The organism is Pseudomonas sp. PB103, assembly GCF_009764635.1.
Classification (GTDB): Bacteria; Pseudomonadota; Gammaproteobacteria; order Pseudomonadales; family Pseudomonadaceae; genus Aquipseudomonas.
On sequence record NZ_RWIL01000154.1, the window covers coordinates 1 to 23,374 of the forward strand.

Sequence of the window (23,374 nt, forward strand, 5' to 3'; positions counted from 1 at the left end):
GCAGTCCAGGGATCCAGATCATGCATCTGCGCCTGCACGCGCACATTCTGATCACGCAACAAACGAATATCAGGAATGCCTTTGCGCAACATCGTCAGCCGATCCAGTCCCATCCCAAGAGCGAGCCCGCCATGGCGCAGCGGATCAATCTGCAAACGCTGCAATAGCGACTGCGCGATACGCCCGCACTCAAGAACCTCGACCGGCACACCATCATTCAACACATTCACTTCAATTCCGCCCTCGGTGTAGTGATGTGGACTGTCGCTATAAACCCAGGACTTTTCAGGGACGGCCGACTGCAAAACATCGCCGACCAGACGCAGCAAATGCTCATGGGATGCCAGCTCCGGGTCGCCCAATACCCAAATGTCCATTTGGTGCGGCTCGGCGCAATGCCAACGATCTCGGCTATCACGTCTGAAGGTAATGCCTGGTGCTGCCAGCAAAATGGTTTGTCCTGGCTGACGAACCTCGGCGGCCTGTTGAAGCGCCGCAGGAATCTGGCTGGTGGTTTGCGTTCGCAAAAGCGAATGCTCATCGACCCAACGTGTGTGCTCGCTGCCAAGGGTAATTTCTGCCGGGTCGTAACCCAGCAAGCCGTAGTTTTCTTCTGCAGACACAATCCTTGGCCCGACCTGCAATTGGGCTCGGGGCCAGCCTCTTTCTGCGAGTCCTTGAAGGACTTCATTGAGCAGTAGTCGGACTGCGTGATCGGGTTGGTTCTTCTCGGTTAAGTCAGTCAGGAGTAAGGCTTGGTGGACAGATGCGTCTGTCAGGTATTTCTTTGATGTGTGCACTGTGTGCCCCTGTATTCATGGTTGGCATGAGCCCTGAAAGCAAAGCCCATAAATAAAACCTAACCAGACAAGACCTCTCACCACAATTGAAAAACCTTGAATTTACAACTTTCAGAATAGACCTACAGACGCAAGTCGGGTAAATAACCGAACCACTCATCTCTGAAAAAAGACATAAGAATTGATTCTTGAAAAGTGGAAATAACTATTTAAACCAGTCGCCAACTTATGCATTAATCCGCTCACCCCTATGCAATATGGGGGATCACAAAAAAATCAAAAAAAGGAAAGCTCAAATGCAAACTGAAAAAACCACAGAAGAAAATCTTAATCGAGTCACGTCTGGTCCGGAAAATTTTGGATGGGCACCGTTGGCTTGGGCGCACATTTCCAAAGAACAGCATCGTTTTTTCTTTCAGTAACGAAGCTGCAAAAATGACATTTGAGATCGCCAGAAAGACGGAGCGCAAAAAAATCATCTTCTGCGCGACCCAAGTATTTGAGCCATCCTTAGCCGCGGCGCTTTACAGCCTAGAGCTTCTGATGAACAGCGATTTTCAGCAATCGCTCTGCTCGCAGCGAGCTGTATTGAATATGCTTAACTCTTACCAGACATTTTCGTTGTCTGGTAACGAATCCAATGCAACAGTATCAATTCTTCCCCATGCACAGCCTTATGCATTACTTGGCGAAGATGTGACCGAAAACTTCGTACAGTCCGTGGCAGAATTCTTTGAGGTTCATTATGCACATATGAACCCATTAGAGCCTTGTCCTTTTGTGTTTTCAGGTACGTTGAGTATTTCTGGAATACTGACTGTGCTCAGAAAGCCTAATCCCGAATTGCCTGCCGGTCTGAAAGCCTCTCTAAAATGGCTAAGTGACCGAATATCAAACGAAGAGGCCTGGCTCACAGTAAAAGAAAACAACATAACCTCATTAAAAATAAATAACGAAGAGCATATAAAGCTTCTGGATCTCGCGGCTGGCAAACGCGGACTGAAACTTACGGAATTTGCCATCGGCGTTAACGAATCCATCTCGAATAAAATTGATTACAAAATCAACTCCCAAATGAATGAGGGCGTCAGTGGTATTCATTTAGCTATTGGTGATGGCTCCTCTGGCTACCACATAGACTTTCTTAGCCCATCCGTAAGCGCCCATCCAATACACTCTCTTGCATGCGCCTAACCTGTAGGTGCCGAACTTGCTCGCGAAGGCGTCGTGTCAGTCGATTTATTCTTTGGCTGATCCACCGCTTCGCGGGCAAGCCCGCTCCCACAGGGTTCTGCGGGGTTTTCAGAATTGCAGTGATCGCGCTGCCGGGGAATCGGTCGGGCTGACCATTGCGTAGTTGTAGCCTTCACCCGACCAGTACTCGGCCTGCAAATCCCCGTCGCTGCGTTTTCCGCGTGGCAAAAAACTGTTTTTCGGCCCCGGCGGGCGTACATAAAAACTGACTTTGTGGCCGCTGCCATCCTCATACATCACCATTGCCGCCGGCCCCTCATCGGTGCTCAGCAGACGGCCGCTGACCGCTTGAAACCCGGCCGCTGTCAGGTCCGGCAAACGGCTGGCACGGGAGAAATAACGGTCGAGCCAGCGCTGCATGTCGCCGTCATTCTCAACCTTGTAATCCGCCGGCAACATGCCTTGCTGGGCGATCAATCGATAAGCCTGCAAGGCATCGGTCATCGGCAATATCGAGGAACGCACGAGGGTCATTTCGCGCGCCTGCCAGCCACTGAAACCACCGACGCTGACGGCGATCAGCAACACCGCTGCACTGGCCAGATGACGACGTGACTGACGCTGGCGCCGCTGCCGAATCATCGTCGGATCAAGCGCCGGATTCGGCGGTTGCTGCAGGGCACCGCCAAGGGCAGCGCGCAGTTGCTGGGCGTCCTGTTGCCAGGCGCGCACTTGCGCGGCTTCATCCGAGTGAGTAGCCAGCCAGGTGTCCAGCACACGCCGGTCGGCCTCGCTGAGTTGGTGGTCGACATAAGCGTGCAAATCACGCTCGCTGGGGGGCAGGCTGATCATTTGAGTCTCCGCAGAGAAGGGCTGGTGATTTCGCCGTCGCTGAGTTGGCGCAAGGCCTGGCGGGCGCGGGACAGGCGCGACATCACGGTGCCGATCGGGGCGCCGAGGATCTCGGCGACCTCTTTATAGGTCAGGCCTTCCACCGACACCATCAGCAGCAGGGCGCGCTGTTCGGTGGGCAGACGGTCGAAGGCTTGCAGGGTCGATTGGGCAATCACCGTGCGTTCCACCGACGGTTCGGCATCGTCACGCCCGGTGAAAAATTCGAGCATGCGTGCATACCGTCGCGAGCGGCGATGGGCATCGAGAAACTGCCGGTACAGGATCGCGAACAGCCAGGCCCGCAAGTCGCCATCGGCGCGTTTGGCGCCCCAACTCGACAGCGCCCGCTCCAGGCTCGCCTGCACCAGATCGTCGGCGCTGCTGCTGTTGCGCGTCAATGACACGGCAAAGCGGCGCAATCGGGGGATCAATTCCCGCAGTGGCTCGTCAAGGTCGTTCATGGAGAGGTGGTCATGGGCTGGACATCTCACGGGCCGGATAAGCAGTGTTGAACAGAAAGACGTCTCCCGCCGTAAATTATTCCCCCCGGCGTTATGAAAATGTTCATCCCTGCTTTTGTAGGAGATGTCGCTGCGTTTTGTAGTCCGTGTAATGGATTCAGATTTCCCTGCTCAACCCTTTTGACAGACGCGTTTGGCGACCGGTGCAGCCCAGCTCAACCGGCCAGAAGTGACTGGACACATTGTCGGGAAATAAGGGAAATCCAATGCAAGCATTCGTGATGAAAAACCGCTCGGTATCGAGCATCGAGCCGAAGGTCATTGTTGAATCCGATCCATGGCAGCGCTTCGGCTGTGGCCCTCTGGTCGAGCCGAGCGCGGCATTGATTCACCGCGCCATCGAAGCGCAAGCCAGTGCCCGGCCTCAGGCCATCGCGGCGCAATGTCAGGGGCAATCGATTACTTACGGCGAGTTGAACCGTCAGGCCAATCGGCTCGCGGTCAATTTGATCCAGCGCGGCGTGGTCGCAGGCGATCACGTGGCGCTGTTTGTCGAGCGTTCGATTCCGATGCTGGTGGGCATGTTGGCAGTGTTGAAAGTCGGCGCGGCCTACATCCCTCAGCATGTGGGCATCACTCCTGCCTCCCAGTTGCGCCACATCATGACCGTTGCCCGGGTACGCGTTGTTCTGACGTTGTCGGCGCTGGCGCCGGCGATTCCGCTGACGGCGGCCGAGCAATGCATCCACCTGGATGAATTCATCCGCGAAGAAAGTGTTGCCAGCGATGAGTTGAATATCTGTGGCGAAACGGCATCGCCGGACTCACTGTGTTTTGTGCTGTTTACCTCAGGCACTACCGGCCTGCCCAATGGGGTACGCGTGACCCAGCGCAACGTGTGCAACATCTTGCTGACGGCGCCGGGCAATCTCGGTATGCGCCCTGGCTGGAAGGTCGGCCAGATCCTCAACATCGCCTTTGATATGGCGGCGTGGGAGGTGTTGGGTTGCCTGGCCCACGGCGCCACGCTGTTGATCCGTGGCAAAGACATCGCGCAGACCGCCGAGCAGTGCGACGTGCTGATTGCGACGCCGTCGATTCTCGCCACGCTTGACCCCGCACGTTGCCGCCAGGTGAAGGTCGTCGCCTTGGCAGGCGAACCGTGCCCACAACCATTGGCAGACCGCTGGGCCGCATTTTGCAGTTTTAACAACGCGTGCGGACCGACCGAAACGACCATCGTCAACACCCTGCAGCACTATCAGGGATCGGGACCGATGACGATCGGTAAACCGACGCCGAACAATACCGTTTATGTGCTTGATGAGGCGGGGCAGCTCTGCGCCCCCGGTGAGCAAGGCGAAATGTGGGCGGGGGGCGATTGCGTCACGGCGGGATACCTGGGCAATCCTGAGCTGACCGCCGAGCGGTATCAGCCTGATCCCTTTCTGGGTGACGGGCGGATGATGTTTCGCACCCGTGATCTGGGACGTTGGACCGAAAACGGCGAGCTGGAGCACTTGGGGCGTGTCGATGATCAGGTCAAGGTCAGAGGTTTTCGGGTGGAACTCGACTCGGTGTCAGCGGCGCTGGAGGCTGCACCGAATTGCGAGCGCGCGGTCACGCTGAAGCTCGACAGTCGTCAACTGGTGGCGTTCGTTTATCCGGCTTCCACGAACGTCGATGTGGCGCGTTTGTATTGCGAACAACGACTCGCTTATTACTGCGTGCCTTCGTTGATTCTCGCGGTCGATGACATTCCGCTGACCTCCCGGGGCAAGGTCGACAAGCGTCTGTTGCTGGCGAGAGCACTCGCACATCAAGCGGAAAATACCTGCACCGAACAGCTGGTGCCGGCATGAACGCAGTGGATGCGAACGTCGAATTACCCGCCAAACCGGCACGCTGGCGGCGGCTCGGAACGCTGCCGATGTTCTCGCACTACAACCGTCTGGTCGCGCTGGTACTCGCCTGCAATGTCGCCGCGCTGGTGTTTGGCCTGAGCGGCGGCCAGTGGTGGTCGGCCGCAGGCGCGGATTTGCCTGCGCTCTCCGGGCTGGTGGTGGCGAACCTGTCCATGGCGATATTGATTCGTCAGCAGTACCTGATCAATGCGCTGTTCTGGCTGGCAACGCGAGCACCGACGACCTGGCCGCTGGCCATTCGTCGCTCGTTGGCCAAGGTCTATCACTTTGGCGGATTGCACAGTGGTGGGGCGACAGCCGCCATTGCCTGGTTTGCGGCGTTGTCGGGTTCGATGATCTGGCAGCGGTTTGCAGGGCCAGGCGGGGTTTCGTTGACGCTGATCGGCCTCAGCGGCGGGCTGTTCGGGTTGCTGTTGCTGATTGCGATCATGGCGTTGCCGGGCATACGCGGACGCTGTCACAACGCGTTCGAACGCACGCATCGTTTCGGTGGTTGGGCGGCGCTGGCGCTGTTCTGGGCGATGACGCTGGTGTCTGCCCAAGAGCAGAATCCCACGCTGGCGCTGATGGACGTCCTGCTGCGCTCGGTCTCGTTCTGGATGCTGCTGTTGCTGACGCTGAGCATTGCCTTGCCCTGGCTGCGTTTACGCAAAGTCCCGGTCAGTCTGCTCAAGCCATCTGCACATGCGGTGATCGCGCGCTTCGATCACCACACACCGTTTGCCGGTTCAGCCACGGCGATCAGTCGCCACCCGCTGTGGGAGTGGCACTCTTTCGCCAATATTCCTACACCCGGAGAGGATGGTTTCCGCCTGATCATTTCCCGGGCGGGCGACTGGACGGGCGCGTTCATCGAGCAGGCGCCCACGCATGTCTGGGTAAAAGGCATCACCACGGCGGGCGTGGCACACATTGAAACGCTGTTCAAATCGGTGGTGTATGTCGCCACCGGTAGCGGCATCGGCCCGGTGTTGCCACATCTGTTGGCCAGACAGGTGCCTATTCGCCTGATCTGGTCGACCCGCAGTCCGCGAGCCACTTATGGCGATTCGCTGGTGGATGAAATCCTTGCGGCCCAGCCCGATGCCCTGATCTGGGACACCGATGTGTCGGGCAAACCCGATCTGGTGAACCTGGCCTATGCCGCCGTGCAGTCATTCGGCGCCGAAGCGGTGATCTGCATATCCAATCAGACGCAGACGCAGCGAGTGGTCGAGGAAATGGAGGCGCGAGGGATTCCGGCCTACGGCGCCATTTGGGATTCCTGACGCCACGCTGAAATTTTCCCTGCACATACATTATTCAAGGAATGAGATGAACATGAACCTGTTGATTGAACGACTGGGACGCGTGGTGCTGATCCGGCTTGATCGCCCGCAGGCGCGCAATGCGCTGAGTACGCAGTTGATGACGCAGTTGCTGGAAACGCTGCGCGGGCTCGATAACGATCCGGGAGTCGGTTGTTTCCTTATTACCGGTACGAAGGAGTACTTCGCGGCTGGCGCCGACATCAAGGAAATGTACGCAAAGTCGTACCAGGAGATTATCGAGGAGGACTATTTTGCCGGGTGGGATGCTTTCACCGCCTTCCGCACGCCAAAAGTCGCTGCGGTCTCGGGGTATGCCTTTGGCGGTGGCTGTGAGTTGGCAATGATGTGTGACGTGATCATCGCTGCCGAGTCGGCGCAGTTTGCCTTGCCGGAAATCACCTTGGGCGTTATGCCGGGGATGGGCGGAACCCAACGCCTGACCCGGCTGGTAGGCCGAGCCAAAGCCATGGACATGATTTTGACCGGGCGTTCAATCGGCGCCCGCGAAGCCGAGCAGGCCGGACTGGTCTCGCGAGTGACCGCCACCGATGAATTGCTTGAACAGGCATTGGCCGTCGCACAGCAGATCGCAGGATTTGCACGAACGGCGACATTGGCGGCCCGCGAAGCGGTGAATCGCGCGGAGGAATCCGGCATGCGCGAAGGCATTCTGTTCGAGCGACGGGTGTTTCATGGCTTGTTCGCGACACCGGGCCAAAAGGAAGGCATGCAGGCTTTTTTGCAGAAACGTCCGCCACGGTTTCAGCAGATTTAATCTCTTCAGCGGGGCGTCGTACGCATCGAGGTGAAAGAAACTACAGTTCAAAGGGAATAATCCTACGAGGCGTGCGTCTCATAGCACCTTTCCCTACGGCCGATGGCCCTGGAGTCTTTTCATGGTTGATCGCAGCTCACCGCCCACTTCACCGCCGGGCGGGCCACAGCGCCCGCCATTGAGCGCCGCCAGCCTGATGTTGCGTCTGAGCGGCATCGCCGTGGTCATCGCTGCTGTGGCCGGGGCGTTTGCCTACGTGCATGGCAACTTCGACCCACAACGTCTGACGCCAAAAGCGCTGGTCGATGTGCTGGAGAAAAACAACGGCGTGCATCCTGGGTTTCGTCGCAATCACGCCAAAGGTGTCTGCGTGATTGGCCATTTCGAGAGCAGTGGCGAGGCGCGGGTGTTCTCCACCGCGCAGGTGTTCAATGATCCGCGCACAGCGGTGGTCGGGCGCTTTGCGTTGCCGGCGGGCAATCCTTATGCACCGGACAGCAGCGTGCCGATTCGCAGTCTGGCGTTGCGTTTTACTCAGGCCAACGGGCAGCAGTGGCGTACCGGGATGAACAGCATGCCGGTGTTCCCGGTCGGGACACCTGAGGCGTTTTATCAGTTGCAGCAGGCGCAGTCGCCGGACCCGACCACGGGCAAGCCTGACCCGAGCAAGGTGCCGGCATTCTTTGCTTCGCACCCGGAAGCGGTGCCGTTTCTGACGTGGGTGAAGACCGCCAAACCGTCCGCCAGTTACGCCACGGAAACCTATAACAGCATCAATGCCTTTTATCTGGTGGACGCCAGCGGCAAAAAGCAGGCGGTGCGCTGGAGCATGGCGCCGTTGGCACAAGACGCAGCGGGTGCCACTGCACCTGAGGGCGGTGATTTTCTGGAGAAGGATCTGGTGCAGCGCCTGGCCGCCGCACCGCTGCGCTTTCAGTTGAACATCACCTTGGCCAACCCCGATGACCCCGTCAATGACGCCAGTAAAACCTGGCCTGCCGGGCGCAAAGTCGTCAACGCTGGCACCTTGGTGCTGGAGAAAACCCAGCCGCAACTGAGCGGTGAATGCCGTGACATCAACTACGACCCGCTGGTGTTGCCGGCCGGGATTCAAGGCACCGACGATCCGTTGCTCGCGGCACGATCCGCCGGTTACGCCGATTCTTACCTGCGTCGCACCAGCGAAGTCAGCCAGTTGCCCGCCGCCAAACAGGAGGCTCGCCCATGAGCACTCAACCGACGCATTTCGCTTTGCTGGCGCGGCTGCTGCATTGGCTGATGGCCGTGATGATCATCGCCATGCTGTTTATTGGCGCAGGGATGGTGACCTCCGTTTCCGCGCGGCATGAGTGGCTGATTCATCTGCACAAACCGTTGGGGATCGCGATTCTGGCGCTGGTGGTCGTGCGTCTCTTGGTGCGTTTGTGCACCCGCCAGCCACCATTGCCGGCGGATCTGCCGGATTGGCAGGTACTGGCGGCCAAGGCTTCGCACCTGTTGCTGTACGCGTTGATGCTGGTGCTGCCGTTGCTCGGTTGGGCGATGATCAGCGCTTCGGGTGAACCGGTCATGCTCAGCGCCACGTTGCAGTTGCCGTCGATTGTGCCGGCCGATGCGCAGTTGTTTGCGTTGCTGCGCAAGGCCCATGGTTATCTGGCGTATCTGCTGTTTCTCACCGTGCTGCTGCACCTGGCGGCGGCGCTGTTTCACGGTTGGGTGCGCCGCGACGAAGTGCTCGACAGCATGTTGCGCGGCCGCAATCGCAATTAACGGTGGCGAGGGAGCTTGCACCCGCTGGAGTGCGAAGCAGTCCTCAGGATCTTACGACTGCTGCGCCACCGAGCGGGAGCCAGCTCCCTCGCCACGGTGTGACAGTGTTAGCCACCAATAAAAGAGGGCAATGGCATTGATGCCGGCGCCGAGCAGACACACGCCCAGCCACCCGGCCCACGCATACATCGCGGTTGAGCCGATCGAACCCAACGCGCTGCCGATCGAGTAAAACAACATGTAACCGGCGGTGAGGCGGCTTTGCGCTTCCGGGCGCACGCTGTAGATCATGCTTTGGCTGGTGACGTGGATGGCTTGCAAGCCCAGGTCGAGGGTGATCACGCCGAGCAGCAGCGCCCACAGCGAGGATTGCGTGAGGGCGATGGGCAGCCACGAAGCCAGCATCAACAACAATGAAAGCCCACTGACCCATTGCCCGAGGCCGCGATCAGCCAGATGCCCGGCGCGTGCCGCTGCCAATGCTCCGGCGGCACCGGCGAGTCCGAACAATCCTATTTCACTGTGGGAAAGTGACAGAGGCGGGGCGGCGAGCGGCAGCACCATCGGCGTCCACAGCACCATCGCGCTGGCGAACGTCAGCAAAGCGAGAAGTGCGCGTTGACGCAGCACCGCTTCTTCCTTGAACAGGCTGAATACCGAGGCGATCAATGCGAAGTAGGAGCTCGCCGGTTGTGGGGTTTCGTGCTTGGGTAATACGCGAAGGAGCAACAGCGCCATCAACAGAGTGAGGCCGGCTGAAAGGAAATAGATAGCTCGCCATCCAGCCAGATCGGCCATCCCTCCCGCGACCGTGCGTGCCAACAGGATTCCGACGACGATGCCGCTGGTGACCACACCGACCACGCGCCCGCGCTGTTGCGGGATCGCCAGCGTCGCGGCGTAAGCCACCAACACTTGCGTGACCACGGCGAGCAAACCGGTCAGGGTCATGCCGAGCAGCAACCACAGGCTGTTGGGCGCGAGCGCGATCATCAGCAACGCGACCGCCGACAGCAGTGTCTGAGTAACGATCAATCGACGCCGGTTGAGCAAGTCGCCGAGTGGCACCAGCAATACCAGACCTACGCCGTAACCGATCTGCGTCAACGTGATAACGATACCAATGGTTGCCGGCGACAGGGCAAACGCTTCGGCCATGGCATCGAGCAGTGGCTGCGCGTAATACACATTGCCGACCGCGAGGCCACAGGCGACTGAAAACAACAAAACGGCGCCGCTGTTGAGAGGTTTCATGTCCCGAGTCCTTTTAGGTTTCAAAATAAAACCATATCGCCATTTGGTTTTATATTGCAACCTTTATGGGTAAAGCGGAGGACGATAGAAAGCAAAAGATCGCAGTCAGGCTGCGATCTTTTGGTCTTGCGCGGGAGGCGTTAACGCAAGGTGTCGACCATGTCGGCGATAGTGGTCAGCACGTCTTTGCCCAGTTGTTTCGAGCGTTTGCCGGACCAGCCGGTTTCCTTGTCAGGATGATCATCGTGATCCTTGAACGGCATCTCCAGGGTCAGCGACAGGCAGTCGTATTTCTGGCCGACGCTGTTGCAGGCCAGGGTCATGTTCGCCTGACCCGGCTCATTGCGGGTGTAGCCGTACTTGGTCTGGAAATCTTTGGTGGTGTGTTTCAGATGGTTGCGGAAGTGCTCTTCGAGCTTCTCGATGCGCGGTGTGAAGCCAGGATTGCCTTCGCAACCGGCGGTGAATACGTGAGGGATTTCTTCATCGCCGTGAACATCGATGAACAGGTCAACGCCGTACTGTTGCATTTGCTGCTGCACGAACAGTACTTCCGGGCTGATGTCCTGACTGGCGTTCTGCCAGGCGCGGTTCAAGTCCTGGCCCATGGCGTTGGTGCGCAAGTGACCGTGGAAGGCACCGTCCGGGTTCATGTTCGGCACCAAGTACAGATCGGCGCTGGTCAGCAATTTGTTCAGCACCGGATCATCCTGGCGTTCCAGGCGCTCGATCACGCCTTCCATGAACCACTCGGCCATGTGCTCGCCCGGATGTTGCTGGGCAATGATCCAGACTTTGCGCTGGCCCGCAGCGCCGCTGCCTTTGCGCAGCAACTGAATATCGCGGCCTTCGACGCTTTTGCCGGTGGCCAGCAGTTCGGTGCCGGCCTTGGTCAGCGCCTGCTCGATCAGCCAGTCATGACGACCACGGCTGTAGGGTTCGAAATAGGCGAACCAGGCGTGGGTCTGGGTGGCTTCGAGGCTGAAGCGCAGGCAATCGCCTTCGAAAATGGTCGGCACGCGAAACCAGTTGACGTGATCGTAAGAGGCCACGGCTTGATAACCGGTCCAGGCTTTGTTGTACGAAGATTGGCTGGCGTTATTCAGGCGAAACCAGTGTTCCTGGCCGACGTGCAGGCCGCTGGCCTTGAAGTGGAACCACTGAAAATGGGCGCTGCGGGTGTCCGGACGGATGGCCAGAACCGGATTGAGCGGATTACTGATGTCGATGACTTGGATATTGCCGCTGTCGAAGTTGGCGCTGATGTCGAACGAAGATTTGGCCACGGTCATAATCGCTTCCTGAATATGATTTTTATGGCCGTTACTTTACACGCAAGACTGCGCTGAAACCGAGGGAAATTGCGGGGTGTGGCGGGGGGCGTCCTCCATGACGCGGACGCAGCTTAGAGGCTATGCGATTGATTCTCAAGTGCTAATTGTCATTACTTTGCCCCAATGTGGCCGGGCCCGGCTTGCCAAGCGATATTCTTTTGATATTATCCGCGCCATCGAATTCGCAGCACCTAAAGACTTCATTAGCCTGAAGACACAAGCCCGAAAAACGGGCAAAAAAAGACCCGGCAAAAAGCCGGGTCAAAAACCGTGATTAGCCTGATGAGGAGATAGTCCAGAAGACCGACCTAAGGTCTCTGGTCCATCGACTGATCTCGCGACCAGCTGCTTGCAATAATAATCATTATCATTTGCAAGTCAAATGTTTTTATCTGCGCGATTGGAAAATTCTTTCCCGTCCGTCCGAACTGCCGTTCCTCAGACCTCATCGCCATCGAGCGAATGGTCGACCATCGCCCGCGCCATATCGACCATGTGCACCACCGAAAACGCCAGATCGCGGCTTGCGCCTTGCAGGTTTTCTGCCGCCTTGAAGGCGGTCGCGGCTGCGCATCGCAGCAGATCCGAAGCATGCACCAACGCCTCTTCACCACTGAGATGACGTTTGACGTTGAAAAAGCGTTCGTCGACCTCGGGTTCAGACACAGTTGGTTTCAAGTAGTAGTCCAACGCCCGCTGCGCCGCGGCATTGCCTTGAGGCGAAGTGAAGGTGGTGTCCATCTGCAGATCGGGCAAGTCTTTGCTGCTGATATTCATGATGAAGGGTCACTCCTTGTTCGATTGAAAATCCGTGTCGTCAGCATAGTACGGTGCGTAGTTGTGACCAGAATTTAAATACTACAATATGTGTTTTGCGGGCCGAAGGCGTCCACGTATGGTGCGGCTTATGGATAAATGGATTGAGTTGGTCAAGGCCAAGATGAGTGAACTCAAAATCACTCAAACAGAGCTCGGAGAGCGTGTTGGCATGTCCCAGGGCGGCATCGGCCATTGGCTGAACAAACGTCGTGAACCGGGCGTCACGGAGATGAACCGTGTGCTGCAAGCACTGGGAATGGATTTTCTCGAAGTCGCGATGGTCATTCGCGAGCCGCAGCAAACCGCGGATGACGATATGCCGCTGGCACAGAAGTACAACCCGTACTTCCGTTACCCGGTGAACGACTGGCGCGCGCCCTTCGAAGTGCGCGAGACTGAGCCGCAGTCCTACAGCAAGGCGCAGGACAAACAGCGTTTCGAACTGACGGATTACCACGCCCGTGGCGCGGCATTCTGGCTGACGGTGGCAGGCGATTCGATGACTGCTCCGCGCGGCCCGAGTATCGCCGAAGGCATGCTGATCCTGGTCGATCCGGCGGCGGAGGCGCTGCCGGGAAAACTGGTGATTGCCCAGTGGTCGGATTCTGATGATGCGATCTTTCGCAAACTCGACGAAGAGGGCGGCCAGCGCTACCTGGTGCCGCTCAATCCGACGTGGCCGAAAGCCCTGTTGACCGATGAGTGTCGAATCATCGGCGTGGTGGTTCAGGCAACGGCGCGTTACTAGTCGGATCGATCCTGCGCAGACGTAGGATCGATCTCCTTTTCAAGCTTCTTCCAGTTCGACCAAAGCGCTGCCTTCGCCGACCATTTCACCTTCCTGGCAATACAGCGCTTTGATCACCCCGGCCTGCGGCGCACGGATGCTGTGCTCCATCTTCATTGCTTCGAGCACCACCAGTTGCGCGCCGGCTTCGACCGTTTGCCCGACCTCGACCAGTACGCGAACAATGCTGCCGTTCATGGGTGCGGTCAGACCGCCCTGATGGCTGTGGCTGGCTTCAACGGCACTGATCGGGTCGTACGCTTCAATACGGCGCAATTCGCCTTCCCATTGCAGATACAGCGAATCGCCCTGACGAATGGCTCGTAAGGGGCGACGCACTCCCTCGTGTTCCACCACCAGCGCTTCACCCGACAGGTGAGCGTTACCCGCCAAACCCAGGGTCAACGCTCGATCCTGGCCCTCGCAACTCAAGTGCAGGGTGATTTCCCGGGGCAGACCGGCGCGCAAGCCGCTGTTGAGTGACCACGGAGAACAAGGATCATCCGCCCGCGCGACCGCCGGCAAACTCTGCGCAAACGCCTGCGCTGCTGCCTCCCAGAACCCATCGCTCAACTCGCCGGCAGCCGGCAGCAGTTGCTCCTGATAGCGCGGAATAAACCCGGTATCCAGCTCTGCTGCCGCAAACGCCGGATGCGCAATGATCCGCCGCAGAAAGTTGATATTGGTCTTCAACCCGCCAATCGCAAACTCAGCGAGCATGCTCAGCAAACGCAGGCGCGCCTGCTCACGATCTTCGCCCCAGGCAATCAGCTTGCCGAGCATCGGGTCGTAGAACGGCGAAATTTCATCACCTTCTTCAACCCCGCTGTCCACTCGGCGCCCCGGCCCTTCAGCGGACTCGCGGTACAACGTCAGACGTCCGGTCGCCGGCAGAAAATCATTCGAAGGATCTTCGGCATATAAGCGCACTTCAATCGCATGGCCATTGAGCGGCACTTGCGCCTGAGTGATCGGCAGCGCTTCACCCCGCGCCACACGGATTTGCCAAGCCACCAGATCGAGGCCGGTAATCGCTTCGGTCACTGGGTGTTCAACCTGCAAGCGCGTGTTCATCTCCATGAAGAAGAATTCGCCGCGCGCATCCAGCAAAAACTCCACGGTGCCCGCGCCGACATAACCAATCGCCTGCGCCGAGCGCACAGCCGCTTCACCCATCGCCCGACGCAGTTCAGGCGTCAGACCCGGCGCCGGCGCCTCTTCGACGACTTTCTGATGCCGACGCTGAATCGAGCAGTCCCGTTCATTGAGGTACAGGCAATTGCCGTGCTGATCGGCGAACACCTGAATTTCGACGTGACGCGGCTTGAGCAAATACTTCTCGACCAGCATCCGCGAATCGCCGAACGACGACTGCGCTTCACGCTGGGCCGAGGCGAGGGCTTCGGCGAGTTGGCTGACTTCCTCGACGACTTTCATGCCTTTGCCGCCGCCACCGGCCGTGGCTTTGAGCAGCACCGGATAACCGATGCGTTCGCAAGCAGCACGGAAGGTATCGAGATCTTGCGCTTCGCCGTGATAACCCGGCACCAATGGCACGCCGGCGGTTTCCATCAGCGCCTTGGCCGCCGATTTGCTGCCCATGGCGTCGATGGCCGAGGCCGGGGGGCCGAGGAAAATCAGCCCGGCCGCTTCGATTGCACGGGCGAACCCGGCGTTTTCGGAAAGAAAGCCATACCCCGGATGAATCGCCTGCGCGCCGCTAGCCTTGGCCGCCGCAATCAGTTTGTCGATTTGCAGGTAACTGTCAGCCGCTTTGCTGCCGCCGAGATCGACGCGGATATCCGCTTCACGGCTGTGCCGCGCCTCGCGGTCGGTGGCGCTGTGCACGGCGACGGTGGTCAGGCCCAGGGCCTTGGCGGTGCGCATCACGCGGCAAGCGATTTCGCCACGGTTGGCCACCAGCAGGGTGGTGAGAACAGGTGCGCTCATCAACGCGGCTCCTTGGTGGTGGTTTCGGCTTGCCAGCTCGGCGGACGTTTCTGCAGAAAGGCCCGCAGACCTTCCTGACCTTCCGGGCTGACGCGAATGCGGGCGATGGCGTTTTCGGTGTAGCGGCGCAGCGCCGGGGTCAGTGCGCCGTTGCCGACTTCACGCAACAAGTCCTTGCTGGCGCGCATCGCGGCGGGGCTGTTGAGCAGCAGATTGCTGATCCACTGTTCGACCTGTTGATCCAGTTCTGCAGCCGGATAGCTGTCGGACAACAAGCCGATTTCCCGCGCACGCTGACCGCCGAAACGTTCAGCGGTCAACGCATAACGCCGTGCCGCGCGTTCGCCGATGGCTTGCACCACGAACGGGCTGATCACCGCTGGCGCCAGACCGATGCGCACTTCCGACAGGCAGAACTGCGCGTCGTCGGCGCCGATGGCCATGTCACAGCAACTGATCAGCCCCAGCGCGCCACCGAACGCCGCGCCTTGCACCACCGCCAGCGTCGGGATTTTCAGCTTGGCGAGGTTGTACATCAGCTCGGCCAGTTCGCGGGCGTCGTCGAGGTTGGTGTGGTAATCGAGCTCGGCCGATTGTTGCATCCACGCCAGATCGGCGCCGGCGCTGAAGTGTTTGCCACGGCCGCGCACCAGCAGAAAGCGCAGGCTGGCGTCGCTGGCAACCTTGTCGAGGGCGAGGATCAGTTCGCGGATCATCTCGGCGTTGAACGCGTTGTTTTTCTCCGCGCGATTGAGCCACAGGGTGGCGAAACCCCGTGGGTCGCTTTGCAGTTCGAGGGTGTTGAAGTCGCTCATATTCTTCCGTCTCCACGGTTCTTGTGGGAGCAAGGCTTGCCCGCGAAAGTAGTCATTCCACCATTGATGTGACTGACACATCGCCTTCGCGGGCAAGCCTTGCTCCTACAGGATCGAATCACATCCGGAACACGCCGAAGCGGCTCGGTTCGATTGGCGCGTTCAGCGACGCGGACAGGGCCAGGGCCAGCACATCGCGGGTCTGCGCCGGGTCGATGACGCCGTCGTCCCACAGCCGTGCGCTGGAATAGTAGGGGTGACCCTGCTCTTCGTACTGGTCAAGGATCGGTTGCTTGATCTCGGCTTCCTGCTCGGCACTGAAGGTCTGGCCACTGCGTTCGGCCTGTTCACGTTTGACCTGCACCAGCACGCCGGCCGCCTGTTCGGCGCCCATCACACCAATGCGCGCGTTCGGCCACATCCACAGGAAGCGCGGATCGTAAGCGCGGCCACACATGCCGTAGTTACCGGCGCCGAAGCTGCCGCCAATGATCACGGTGAACTTCGGCACCTTGGCGCACGCCACAGCGGTCACCAGTTTTGCACCGTGCTTGGCGATGCCGCCGGCCTCGTATTTCTGGCCGACCATGAAGCCGGTGATGTTCTGCAAAAACAGCAGTGGAATGTTGCGTTGGCAGGCCAGTTCGATGAAGTGCGCGCCTTTTTGCGCGGCTTCGGCGAAGAGGATGCCGTTGTTCGCCAGAATCGCGATCGGATAGCCGTGCAGATGCGCAAAACCGCAGACCAGCGTAGTGCCGAACAGCGCTTTGAACTCATCGAATATCGAACCGTCAACCAGCCGCGCGATCACTTCGCGCACATCGAAGGGTTGCTTGGCATCGGCGGACACCACGCCGTACAACTCGTCGCTGGCGTACAGCGGCGCAATCGGCGCGCGTTGCTGCACTTCGCCGAGTTTGCGCCAATTAAGGTTGGCGACGCTGCGGCGGGCGAGCGCGAGGGCGTGTTCGTCGCTCTCGGCGTAATGGTCGGCGACCCCGGAAATCTTGCAGTGCACATCGGCCCCGCCGAGGTCTTCGGCGCTGACCACTTCACCGGTCGCAGCTTTCACCAGCGGCGGCCCGGCGAGAAAAATGGTGGCCTGATTGCGCACCATGATCGCTTCATCCGCCATCGCCGGCACATAAGCGCCACCAGCGGTGCAGGAGCCCATGACCACGGCGATTTGCGGAATGCCCATCGCGCTCATGTTGGCCTGGTTGAAGAAGATCCGCCCAAAGTGCTCGCGATCCGGGAACACTTCGTCCTGACGCGGCAGGTTGGCACCGCCGGAGTCCACCAGATAGATGCACGGCAAGCGATTCTGCTGAGCGATGGTTTGTGCGCGCAGGTGTTTCTTCACGGTCAGCGGATAGTACGAGCCACCCTTAACCGTCGCATCGTTGGCGACGATCATGCATTCGACGCCTTCGACCCGGCCGATCCCGGCGATCACCCCGGCCGCCGGCACGTCTTCGCCATAGACGGCGTGGGCGGCCAATTGGCTGATTTCCAGAAACGGCGAGCCCGGATCGAGCAAGCGGTTGATGCGTTCACGCGGCAGCAGTTTGCCGCGCGAGGTGTGGCGCTCCTGGGCTTTCGCGCCGCCACCCTGCGCCACTTGGGCGAGCAGGGTGTGCAGGGCGTCGACCTGTTTGAGCATCACCGCGCTGTTGGCGGCGAACTCTGCTGAACGTGGGTTGAGCTGAGTGTGCAGAATCATGGCTTACTCCGTAAGCAGCTACGAGTTGCAAGCTTGGAGCGGCAAGTTGAAGCTGTTCTCTTGCAGCTTGAAACTTGCGGCTCGCCGCTGACGAAATTCATTTCGTTTCGTTGAAGAGTTCGCGACCGATCAGCATGCGACGGATCTCACTGGTGCCGGCGCCGATTTCGTACAGCTTGGCGTCACGCAGCAGACGGCCCGCCGGGAATTCGTTGATGTAACCGTTACCGCCGAGAATCTGGATCGCATCAAGGGCCATTTGTGTGGCGCGTTCGGCGGTGTAGAGAATTACCCCGGCGGCATCTTTACGGGTGGTTTCGCCACGCTCGCAAGCCTGCGCAACCGCGTAAAGATAGGCGCGGCTGGCGTTGAGTTGGGTGTACATGTCGGCGACTTTGCCCTGGATCAGCTGGAACTCGCCGATGCTTTGGCCGAACTGTTTGCGGTCGTGGATGTACGGCACGATCAGGTCCATGCACGACTGCATGATCCCGGTTGGGCCGCCGGAGAGAACCACGCGCTCGTAATCGAGGCCGCTCATCAACACTTTGACGCCGCCGTTTAGTACGCCGAGGATGTTTTCTTCCGGCACTTCGACGTCGTCGAAAAACAGCTCGCAGGTGTTGGAGCCACGCATGCCGAGCTTGTCGAACTTGCTGCTGCGGCTGAAGCCTTTCCAGTCACGTTCAACGATAAACGCAGTAATGCCGTGCGGGCCTTTTTCCAGATCGGTCTTGGCATAGATCACGTAAGTGTTGGCGTCAGGGCCGTTGGTGATCCAGGTTTTGCTGCCGTTGAGGACGAAACGGTCACCGCGTTTGTCGGCGCGCAGTTTCATCGAGACCACGTCGGAACCGGCGTTGGGCTCGCTCATCGCCAGTGCGCCGACGTGCTCGCCGCTGATCAGCTTGGGCAGGTATTTGGTTTTTTGTTCGTGGTTACCGTTGCGGTTGATCTGGTTGACGCAGAGGTTGGAATGCGCGCCATAGGACAGCGCCACCGAAGCCGAGCCACGGCTGATTTCTTCCATCGCCACGACGTGCGCCAGGTAACCCAGGCCGGCGCCGCCGTACTCTTCCGGCACAGTGATGCCGAGCAGGCCCATGTCACCGAATTTGCGCCACATGTCCGCAGGGAACAGGTTGTCGCTGTCGATCTGCGCGGCGCGCGGAGCGATCTCCTTGGCGACAAAGGACTGAACCTGATCGCGCAGCATGTCGATGGTTTCACCGAGGGCGAAGTTCAGGGATGGATAGCTCATGGGTCACCTTTTTGGCTTTTTTGTAGGGTGGGGAGGGCGGTCACTCGGCTCTCACCTTTACGTTAACGTAAGCCTGTGACGAATGGCTGTCAATCACCCTTTACGTTAACGTCAACTTGAGCGAGAGTAGGGGCAGTTCAAGATTGAAAACGGATCGCTTTTTTGTGGGAGCGGGCTTTTGTGGTGAGGGGATTTATCCCCGTTCGGCTGCGAAGCAGTCGTGAAATCTGTAAATCTGATTTGTCTGGAGATATGCAGGGGCGGCTTCGCCACCCAACGGGGATAAATCCCCTCGCCACAAAAGCCAACCACAAAGCTCCTCACAAAAAGTGCAATCCGGTAAACCCACTAATAAAGACAATAGGGGTCGTCATGGATCAACCCAGTGCAAACCCGCAGCGCAGCTACACCCGTGGTTCACAAGACAAAGCCTTGTTGGCGATGACCATCGGGCAGAAGTTCGATCAGACCGTCGCGCAATATTCCGACGGCGAAGCGCTGGTCGTGCGCCATCAGCAACTGCGCTATTCCTGGCGACAACTGGCCGACGCGGTGGATCTGCACGCCCGAGCGCTGCTCGCCCTGGGGTTGCAGGCCGGCGACCGCCTCGGCATCTGGGCACCGAACTGCGCGCAGTGGTGCATCATTCAGTTCGCCACGGCGAAAATCGGCGTGATTCTGGTCAACGTCAACCCGGCCTACCGCAGTTCTGAACTGGAATACGTGCTCAAACAATCCGGCTGCCAGTGGCTGGTCTGCGCCGGGGCGTTCAAGTCGTCGAACTACCACGGCATGTTGCAAGGATTAGTGCCAGAACTGGCCGAACAAGCCATTGGCCAACTGCGCAGTGAACGTCTGCCGGAATTGCGTGGGGTGATCAGCCTCGACGCGCAACCGCCATCAGGTTTCCTGCCGTGGTCGCAACTGACTGATATGGCCGCGAGCATCTCCCCGCAACAACTCAACGAACGCAGCAACAGCCTGCACTTCGATCAACCGGTAAACATTCAATACACTTCCGGCACCACCGGTTTCCCCAAGGGCGCGACCCTCAGCCACTACAACATCCTCAATAACGGTTACATGGTCGGCGAAAGCATCGGCCTGACTCCTCGCGATCGTCTGGTGATCCCGGTGCCGCTGTACCACTGCTTCGGTATGGTCATGGGTAACCTCGGCTGCATCACCCACGGCAGCACGATGATTTACCCCAACGACGCCTTCGATCCGTTGCTGACCCTGCAAACCGTCGCCGAGGAAAAAGCCACCGGGCTGTATGGCGTGCCGACCATGTTCATCGCCATGCTTGATCAGCCGCAACGCGCCGAGTTCGACCTGTCGAGCCTGCGCACCGGGATCATGGCCGGCGCAACATGCCCGATTGAAGTGATGCGCCGGGTCATCAGCGAAATGCATATGAGCGAAGTGCAGATCGCCTACGGCATGACCGAAACCAGCCCGGTGTCGCTGCAAACCGGTCCGAACGATGAACTGGAATTACGCGTGACCACGGTCGGCCGCACGCAGCCGCAACTGGAAAGCAAGATCATCGACGAGGCCGGCAACCTCGTGCCGCGCGGAACCATCGGTGAACTCTGCACTCGGGGTTACAGCGTAATGCTCGGCTACTGGAGCAATCCGCAAGCCACCGCTGAAGCCATCGATGAAGCCGGCTGGATGCACACCGGCGACCTGGCGAGCATGAACGAGGAGGGTTACGTCAACATCGCCGGGCGTAACAAGGACATGATCATTCGTGGCGGCGAGAATGTTTATCCGCGTGAGCTGGAGGAGTTTTTCTTCACCCATCCGGCGGTGGCGGACGTGCAGGTGATCGGTATTCCGTGTTCGCGTTACGGCGAGGAGATTGTTGCCTGGATCAAATTCCACCCCGGTCACAACGCCTCCGAGCTGGAGCTGCAAACCTGGTGCAAGGAGCGCATCGCGCACTTCAAGACGCCACGGCACTTCAAGTTCGTCGAAGAGTTTCCGATGACGGTGACGGGCAAGATCCAGAAATTCCGCATGCGCGAAATCAGCATCGAGGAAATCAAAACAATCGAGCGGTAACCACAACCCTGTGGGAGCTGGCTTGCCAGCGATGGCGTCAGGTCAGGCAGCGTCAATGTTGAATGATCTACCGCAATCGCTGGCAAGCCAGCTCCCACAGGGATTTGGGGGGATTGAGGAATTGCAGAAAGCACAAAGGGGAGCCGAAGCTCCCCTTTAATTTTGTCGTCGCGTGCTCTTTTTTATTATTGAGGGTCGGTCTGTTGTTGTTTTTGGCAACCGTGGCCCTTTACCGCTGTTTTTGGCGACCCCCATCCGGGGTCAAGAGCAAACGTATTTTTTTGAGCGCTGATCTGCTTTCTCGTTAACGATCCAACCGATTCGGGAGCTACCTGAAGGTAGTTTTATTGTTCTCTGCCCGGTTGCGGGTCACTCCTGAGAGCACCCTGAAAAGCACACCTTCTCCAAAAAAATCTGTTAGCTGCGTCTCTGCCGTGTTGTTTTTGTTATGTCAGAGTCGGTACGTCTTATTTTTATTGGTTTGCTGCTTTTTATTCTTGTTATGCCATAGAGATAGCAGAAGCCGTGCCAACTTTTAAAAATCCTTATAAATCAATGGCTTAATAATTTATAAGATTTTTCGTTCAGACGAAACCAGACAATTTGTTTCCGTGTTACTCGCTTGAGCCCCACATTCCAGACACAGCGGTAACACCTTCTGCCCTCACGGTGCGCTACGAGCCTTGGCCACGCGCGAACCGCTCGGGCGGCCGAGCACCGCGCTGATCTGCTGACCCGCGGCAATCAAGGCGTCCAGGTCGATTCCTGTCTCGATGCCGAGGCCGTTGAGCAGGTACACAACGTCTTCGGTGGCAACGTTACCGCTCGCACCTTTGGCGTACGGACAGCCGCCAAGGCCCGCGATAGAGCTGTCGAACACGGAAATGCCTTCGAGCAGGCTGGCGTAGATATTGGCCATGGCCTGGCCGTAGGTGTCGTGGAAATGCCCGGCGAGTTTGTCCCGTGGTACCTGTGCCGAAACCACTTCAAACAAGCGTCGAGTCGCGCCAGCGGTACCGGTGCCGATGGTGTCGCCCAACGAAACTTCGTAGCAGCCCATCGCATACAACTCACGCGCGACCATCGCCACTTGTTCCGGCGCGACCGTGCCTTCGTACGGGCAGCCGAGCACACAGGACACGTAACCGCGCACGGTAACGCCGTGTTGCTTCGCCGCTTCCATGATCGGCGCAAAGCGCGCCAGGCTCTCGCTGATCGAGCAGTTGATGTTACGCTGCGAGAAGGCTTCAGAGGCGGCGGCGAACACCGCCACTTCCTTGACCCCGGCGGCGATCGCATCTTCAAAGCCGCGCAGGTTCGGCGCCAGTGCGCCGTAGGTCACGCCGGGTTTGCGCTGGATCTGCGCGAACACTTCAGCGGAACCGGCCATCTGCGGCACCCACTTGGGCGAGACGAAACTGCCGACTTCTATATAGCCAAGACCAGCGGCGCTGAGGGCATCGACCAGTTGCACCTTGTCGGCGACGCTGATCGGTTGGGCTTCATTCTGCAGGCCATCGCGCGGGCCGACTTCGATCAGGCGTACTTGGGAGGGGAGGGACATGGCGGTTGACCTGCTGATTATCTTGAATTCATGGAGAACTCTGTGGGAGCGGGCTGCCCGCGATGGCGTCGGGTCAGTCAACATCAATGCTGGATGTTCCGGCCTCATCGCGGGCAAGCCCGCTCCCACAGGGGAGGAGTCGTGTCGAATTACTGCGCTACTTGCTGGCTTTTGAGAGTTTGCTCAAGCGCCTGCACGCAGCGCTCTTCGGCGGTATCGAGTTCCAGCTTCATCTGTTCGATATCCAGCAACTGCTGCTCAAGCTGTTCGCGGCGCTCGGCGATTTTCGCCAGCATGCTGTTGAGCTGCTTGGTGTTACCGCTGGAGGGATCGTAAAGCTCGATCAGTTCGCGGCATTCGGCCAGCGAGAAGCCAATGCGCTTGCCACGCAGGATCAGCTTCAGGCTGACCTTGTCGCGCGGCGAATAGATGCGTTCCTGGCCACGGCGCTCAGGGCTGAGCAGGCCTTGCTCTTCATAAAAGCGGATCGCCCGGGTGGTGATGTCCAGCTCGCGGGCGAGGTCGGAAATGCTGTAGGTCTGGCTGCTCATGGGCGCGCTCGGCAAAAGGTCTTGGCGCTAAGCTAATGGCAGGTTGACGTTTACGTCAAGCAAGAAAAAGATCGCAGCCTGCGGCAGCTCCTACACCGATCCATGTAGGAGCTGCCG

At 58.8% G+C, this 23,374-nt stretch carries 22 protein-coding genes; 10 read left to right on the forward strand and 12 right to left on the reverse strand.

The window, feature by feature from the left end:
- Positions 1–800: hypothetical protein (locus tag EJA70_RS27235; RefSeq protein ID WP_158835094.1), on the reverse strand; the 800-nt coding region annotated here is incomplete at its 3' end.
- Positions 801–1,096: 296 nt separating this feature from the next.
- Here EJA70_RS27235 and EJA70_RS31210 point away from each other — a divergent pair.
- A complete protein-coding gene (locus EJA70_RS31210; RefSeq protein WP_256677752.1) occupies positions 1,097–1,222 on the forward strand; it encodes a hypothetical protein in 126 nt (41 codons plus the stop codon).
- A gap of 13 nt (positions 1,223–1,235) precedes the next feature.
- A complete protein-coding gene (locus EJA70_RS27240; protein WP_256677753.1) occupies positions 1,236–1,994 on the forward strand; it encodes a hypothetical protein in 759 nt (252 codons plus the stop codon).
- A gap of 108 nt (positions 1,995–2,102) precedes the next feature.
- Here EJA70_RS27240 and EJA70_RS27245 read toward each other — a convergent pair whose 3' ends face one another.
- A complete protein-coding gene (locus EJA70_RS27245) occupies positions 2,103–2,846 on the reverse strand; it encodes an anti-sigma factor (protein WP_158835097.1) in 744 nt (247 codons plus the stop codon).
- Complete coding sequence (locus EJA70_RS27250; protein WP_008082060.1) at positions 2,843–3,349, reverse strand: sigma-70 family RNA polymerase sigma factor; 507 nt, start codon at positions 3,347–3,349, stop codon at positions 2,843–2,845. The genes EJA70_RS27245 and EJA70_RS27250 overlap by 4 nt, the downstream gene beginning before the upstream one ends.
- A 281-nt stretch (positions 3,350–3,630) precedes the next feature.
- Between EJA70_RS27250 and EJA70_RS27255 the strand changes: the two genes are divergently transcribed.
- From EJA70_RS27255 to EJA70_RS27275, 5 genes are all read left to right on the forward strand, one after another.
- Complete coding sequence (locus EJA70_RS27255; protein ID WP_158835136.1) at positions 3,631–5,211, forward strand: amino acid adenylation domain-containing protein; 1,581 nt, start codon at positions 3,631–3,633, stop codon at positions 5,209–5,211.
- The gene (locus tag EJA70_RS27260; RefSeq protein ID WP_158835100.1) at positions 5,208–6,542 is read left to right on the forward strand and encodes a hypothetical protein; all 1,335 of its coding nucleotides are present in this window, start codon (positions 5,208–5,210) and stop codon (positions 6,540–6,542) included. Before EJA70_RS27255 ends, EJA70_RS27260 begins: the two co-directional genes overlap by 4 nt.
- A 52-nt stretch (positions 6,543–6,594) precedes the next feature.
- Positions 6,595–7,359, forward strand: coding sequence for an enoyl-CoA hydratase-related protein (locus EJA70_RS27265; RefSeq protein WP_158835103.1), 765 nt, complete (start codon positions 6,595–6,597; stop codon positions 7,357–7,359).
- Positions 7,360–7,480: 121 nt separating this feature from the next.
- Entirely contained in the window at positions 7,481–8,587 is a 1,107-nt protein-coding gene (locus EJA70_RS27270; RefSeq protein WP_158835106.1) for a catalase family peroxidase, read from the forward strand.
- Positions 8,584–9,129, forward strand: a complete 546-nt coding sequence (locus EJA70_RS27275; protein ID WP_158835109.1) for a cytochrome b — start codon at positions 8,584–8,586, stop codon at positions 9,127–9,129. Before EJA70_RS27270 ends, EJA70_RS27275 begins: the two co-directional genes overlap by 4 nt.
- 51 nt (positions 9,130–9,180) lie before the next feature.
- On the opposite strand, the gene EJA70_RS27280 is transcribed toward EJA70_RS27275, so the two are convergent.
- Positions 9,181–10,383, reverse strand: a complete 1,203-nt coding sequence (locus EJA70_RS27280; protein WP_008082075.1) for an MFS transporter — start codon at positions 10,381–10,383, stop codon at positions 9,181–9,183.
- Positions 10,384–10,523: 140 nt separating this feature from the next.
- Positions 10,524–11,675, reverse strand: coding sequence for a M14-type cytosolic carboxypeptidase (locus EJA70_RS27285; protein ID WP_158835112.1), 1,152 nt, complete (start codon positions 11,673–11,675; stop codon positions 10,524–10,526).
- 97 nt (positions 11,676–11,772) lie between these two features.
- Between EJA70_RS27285 and EJA70_RS27290 the strand changes: the two genes are divergently transcribed.
- Positions 11,773–11,991: a hypothetical protein gene (locus EJA70_RS27290; RefSeq protein ID WP_157173088.1), complete on the forward strand. Its 219-nt coding sequence runs from the start codon at positions 11,773–11,775 to the stop codon at positions 11,989–11,991.
- Between the two features lie 164 nt (positions 11,992–12,155).
- On the opposite strand, the gene EJA70_RS27295 is transcribed toward EJA70_RS27290, so the two are convergent.
- Positions 12,156–12,494, reverse strand: coding sequence for a DUF6124 family protein (locus tag EJA70_RS27295; protein WP_008082079.1), 339 nt, complete (start codon positions 12,492–12,494; stop codon positions 12,156–12,158).
- Positions 12,495–12,624: 130 nt separating this feature from the next.
- Between EJA70_RS27295 and EJA70_RS27300 the strand changes: the two genes are divergently transcribed.
- A complete protein-coding gene (locus EJA70_RS27300; RefSeq protein WP_158835115.1) occupies positions 12,625–13,284 on the forward strand; it encodes a LexA family transcriptional regulator in 660 nt (219 codons plus the stop codon).
- A 39-nt stretch (positions 13,285–13,323) separates the two neighbouring features.
- Here the strand turns inward: EJA70_RS27300 and EJA70_RS27305 are convergent, their stop codons facing one another.
- The 4 genes from EJA70_RS27305 to EJA70_RS27320 all read right to left on the reverse strand — a co-directional run bounded on the left by EJA70_RS27305 (position 13,324) and on the right by EJA70_RS27320 (position 19,072).
- On the reverse strand, positions 13,324–15,273 hold the full coding sequence (locus tag EJA70_RS27305) for an acetyl/propionyl/methylcrotonyl-CoA carboxylase subunit alpha (protein WP_158835118.1): 1,950 nt from the start codon (positions 15,271–15,273) through the stop codon (positions 13,324–13,326).
- Complete coding sequence (locus EJA70_RS27310) at positions 15,273–16,088, reverse strand: gamma-carboxygeranoyl-CoA hydratase (protein WP_158835121.1); 816 nt, start codon at positions 16,086–16,088, stop codon at positions 15,273–15,275. The genes EJA70_RS27305 and EJA70_RS27310 overlap by 1 nt, the downstream gene beginning before the upstream one ends.
- Positions 16,089–16,206: 118 nt before the next feature.
- On the reverse strand, positions 16,207–17,811 hold the full coding sequence (locus tag EJA70_RS27315; RefSeq protein ID WP_158835124.1) for a carboxyl transferase domain-containing protein: 1,605 nt from the start codon (positions 17,809–17,811) through the stop codon (positions 16,207–16,209).
- Positions 17,812–17,908: 97 nt separating this feature from the next.
- Positions 17,909–19,072, reverse strand: coding sequence for an isovaleryl-CoA dehydrogenase (locus EJA70_RS27320; protein ID WP_158835127.1), 1,164 nt, complete (start codon positions 19,070–19,072; stop codon positions 17,909–17,911).
- 372 nt (positions 19,073–19,444) lie between these two features.
- Here EJA70_RS27320 and EJA70_RS27325 point away from each other — a divergent pair, with 372 nt between their 5' ends.
- Complete coding sequence (locus EJA70_RS27325; protein WP_158835130.1) at positions 19,445–21,142, forward strand: AMP-binding protein; 1,698 nt, start codon at positions 19,445–19,447, stop codon at positions 21,140–21,142.
- A 664-nt stretch (positions 21,143–21,806) separates the two neighbouring features.
- Here EJA70_RS27325 and EJA70_RS27330 read toward each other — a convergent pair.
- Entirely contained in the window at positions 21,807–22,706 is a 900-nt protein-coding gene (locus tag EJA70_RS27330; RefSeq protein WP_158835133.1) for a hydroxymethylglutaryl-CoA lyase, read from the reverse strand.
- Positions 22,707–22,855: 149 nt separating this feature from the next.
- A complete protein-coding gene (locus EJA70_RS27335) occupies positions 22,856–23,257 on the reverse strand; it encodes a MerR family DNA-binding transcriptional regulator (RefSeq protein WP_008082100.1) in 402 nt (133 codons plus the stop codon).
- Between the last annotated feature and the right edge of the window lie 117 nt (positions 23,258–23,374).

Bases quoted from the DNA above. Each gene is read 5' to 3' on its own strand.
- EJA70_RS27255 (WP_158835136.1), top strand. From the start codon at position 3,631: ATGAAAAACCGCTCGGTATCGAGCATCGAGCCGAAGGTCATTGTTGAA.
- EJA70_RS27325 (WP_158835130.1), top strand. From the start codon at position 19,445: ATGGATCAACCCAGTGCAAACCCGCAGCGCAGCTACACCCGTGGTTCA.
- EJA70_RS27250 (WP_008082060.1), bottom strand. From the start codon at position 3,349: ATGAACGACCTTGACGAGCCACTGCGGGAATTGATCCCCCGATTGCGC.
- EJA70_RS27285 (WP_158835112.1), bottom strand. From the start codon at position 11,675: ATGACCGTGGCCAAATCTTCGTTCGACATCAGCGCCAACTTCGACAGC.
- EJA70_RS27320 (WP_158835127.1), bottom strand. From the start codon at position 19,072: ATGAGCTATCCATCCCTGAACTTCGCCCTCGGTGAAACCATCGACATG.
- EJA70_RS27335 (WP_008082100.1), bottom strand. From the start codon at position 23,257: ATGAGCAGCCAGACCTACAGCATTTCCGACCTCGCCCGCGAGCTGGAC.
- EJA70_RS27300 (WP_158835115.1), top strand. From the start codon at position 12,625: ATGGATAAATGGATTGAGTTGGTCAAGGCCAAGATGAGTGAACTCAAA.
- EJA70_RS27315 (WP_158835124.1), bottom strand. From the start codon at position 17,811: ATGATTCTGCACACTCAGCTCAACCCACGTTCAGCAGAGTTCGCCGCC.
- EJA70_RS27290 (WP_157173088.1), top strand. From the start codon at position 11,773: ATGACGCGGACGCAGCTTAGAGGCTATGCGATTGATTCTCAAGTGCTA.
- EJA70_RS27270 (WP_158835106.1), top strand. From the start codon at position 7,481: ATGGTTGATCGCAGCTCACCGCCCACTTCACCGCCGGGCGGGCCACAG.
- EJA70_RS27245 (WP_158835097.1), bottom strand. From the start codon at position 2,846: ATGATCAGCCTGCCCCCCAGCGAGCGTGATTTGCACGCTTATGTCGAC.
- EJA70_RS27310 (WP_158835121.1), bottom strand. From the start codon at position 16,088: ATGAGCGACTTCAACACCCTCGAACTGCAAAGCGACCCACGGGGTTTC.
- EJA70_RS27275 (WP_158835109.1), top strand. From the start codon at position 8,584: ATGAGCACTCAACCGACGCATTTCGCTTTGCTGGCGCGGCTGCTGCAT.
- EJA70_RS27260 (WP_158835100.1), top strand. From the start codon at position 5,208: ATGAACGCAGTGGATGCGAACGTCGAATTACCCGCCAAACCGGCACGC.
- EJA70_RS27240 (WP_256677753.1), top strand. From the start codon at position 1,236: ATGACATTTGAGATCGCCAGAAAGACGGAGCGCAAAAAAATCATCTTC.
- EJA70_RS31210 (WP_256677752.1), top strand. From the start codon at position 1,097: ATGCAAACTGAAAAAACCACAGAAGAAAATCTTAATCGAGTCACGTCT.
- EJA70_RS27330 (WP_158835133.1), bottom strand. From the start codon at position 22,706: ATGTCCCTCCCCTCCCAAGTACGCCTGATCGAAGTCGGCCCGCGCGAT.
- EJA70_RS27295 (WP_008082079.1), bottom strand. From the start codon at position 12,494: ATGAATATCAGCAGCAAAGACTTGCCCGATCTGCAGATGGACACCACC.
- EJA70_RS27305 (WP_158835118.1), bottom strand. From the start codon at position 15,273: ATGAGCGCACCTGTTCTCACCACCCTGCTGGTGGCCAACCGTGGCGAA.
- EJA70_RS27280 (WP_008082075.1), bottom strand. From the start codon at position 10,383: ATGAAACCTCTCAACAGCGGCGCCGTTTTGTTGTTTTCAGTCGCCTGT.
- EJA70_RS27265 (WP_158835103.1), top strand. From the start codon at position 6,595: ATGAACCTGTTGATTGAACGACTGGGACGCGTGGTGCTGATCCGGCTT.